A 579-nucleotide genomic window follows, 5' to 3' on the forward strand; every position below is an offset into this window, starting at 1 on the left:
TGGCTATTTTCCACATTCTTGGATACAGCAATATCGCAGTGGAGGATTTCGGGCAATAGTTTTTATGGGGCATGGTTTACTAGTTGCTTTTTTCTTGGCGATTGGACTCGCCTGTCTTGCCGCTATGAATAAGATAAAAGTTCGTGTACTCACACGTGTTGATATAAGCTACTTCTCATTTTCATGATTACTGTATCGCTATTAATGAAAAGTCTCGCTGCCTTCATTTTTGGCGTTTTTATGTTTTAATGTATACATACTCACCGCCTAGGTTGACATCCATAGCGGCGTTAGCGATTGCAATCGTTTTTGTTACATATCCAGTTACCAGTGCAATGAAAATTTTTCCCCATGAAGATGTATCTAATCTTGCTGGTATGATCAGTCTTGACCGTCAAGGTTCACTTCTCTATCGCTTTGACAATGAGACACGTTTGCTTGAGCATGCAAGTCAAAAACCACTATTTGGCTGGGGTGGTTGGGGGAGAAATCGCGTTTATGACTCTGAAACCGGAGAGGATATTACGGTTACAGATGGTAAGTGGATAATTACACTTGGAACTCGAGGTTGGGTTGGCT

General features: G+C 41.5%; 2 pseudogenes. Both read left to right on the plus strand.

What is annotated here, in order from left to right:
• A pseudogene (locus A9E74_RS14575) lies at positions 1–187 on the plus strand (hypothetical protein); the annotation flags it as partial.
• A gap of 148 nt (positions 188–335) precedes the next feature.
• Positions 336–579 (plus strand): annotated as a pseudogene (locus A9E74_RS14580) (hypothetical protein); the annotation flags it as partial.

Source organism: Methylophaga muralis (assembly GCF_001720165.1).
GTDB classification, from domain to species: Bacteria; Pseudomonadota; Gammaproteobacteria; order Nitrosococcales; family Methylophagaceae; genus Methylophaga; species Methylophaga muralis.